Source organism: Rhizobium sp. L9, from assembly GCF_002531885.1.
In the GTDB taxonomy this organism is placed as follows: Bacteria; Pseudomonadota; Alphaproteobacteria; order Rhizobiales; family Rhizobiaceae; genus Rhizobium.
The window spans coordinates 1-854 of the sequence record NZ_NWSZ01000093.1 but is presented as its reverse complement, the minus strand read 5'-3'; the positions used below and the strand labels follow the sequence as shown (position 1 = coordinate 854).

1 protein-coding gene is annotated in these 854 nt (G+C 56.6%); it reads right to left on the bottom strand.

Features of this window, described 5'->3' with window-relative positions; all coding sequences use genetic code 11:
• Window positions 1-854, bottom strand: an 854-nt coding sequence (locus CO660_RS32400; protein ID WP_141504985.1) for a PAS domain S-box protein, incomplete at both ends; no start/stop codon positions are given.

The following is an 854-nucleotide window of genomic DNA, read 5'->3' as shown; positions in this document are numbered from 1 at the left end:
CTTTGCTCCAGGACGCTTCCAAAGCCAGAAGGAGCTTGAGTGGGGTTCGTAATCGACGGTCCGTTCGCTTCAAGCCAAACCAATTCGATGGTGTCCGGCGAAATTGCAGTGGCGATCTGGACGGTACCCTCGCTGACAGAGCGCGCGCCGTACTTAGCCGCGTTCGTCGCGAACTCGTGAAACAACAGCGCCAGAGAGCTGATCTTCGCTGGACCTACCTCGACGTCCCCGCCGCTCAGCGTCCATTGCCGGTTACCATAAGGTGCAAGGATATTCGACAGAAGCTGAGACAGCGTGGCTGGCCGAACCTCGACGGGCTGTTCTGTTAAACTTGGCAGCGTTATCTCGTGCGCTCGGGCCAAAGCCATTACCCTCTCGTTGGTCCTGGCGGCGAGATCGCCGGGCGTTGCTGCGGTCCGGGCACCCAGCGTGATAATGCTGCTGATGATCGCGAACAGGTTTTTTACGCGGTGATGCATTTCCCTGAGGAGCAGTTCTCGGTGTTCGGCTGCCCGTCTCCGCTCCGAGACGTCGCGGGCAATCTTGGATGCTCCGATAATTTTGCCATTGCCGTCTCTGATCGGGGAGATCGTCAAAGAGATGTCGATGAGTTCGCCGTCTTTGCGGCGTCTTACGGTTTCAAAGTGATCGACGCGTTCACCGGATTGGATTCTGCTAAGTATGGCGGGCTCTTCATCGAGGCGATTATCCGGGATAACAAGGGTGATGGGCTTTCCTATTGCCTCGTCTGCGGTATATCCGAAAATTCTCTCGGCGCCTTTGTTCCATGTCGTGACAATGCCGGACAAGCTCTTGCTGACAATGGCATCGTCTGACGATTCGATAATGGCCGC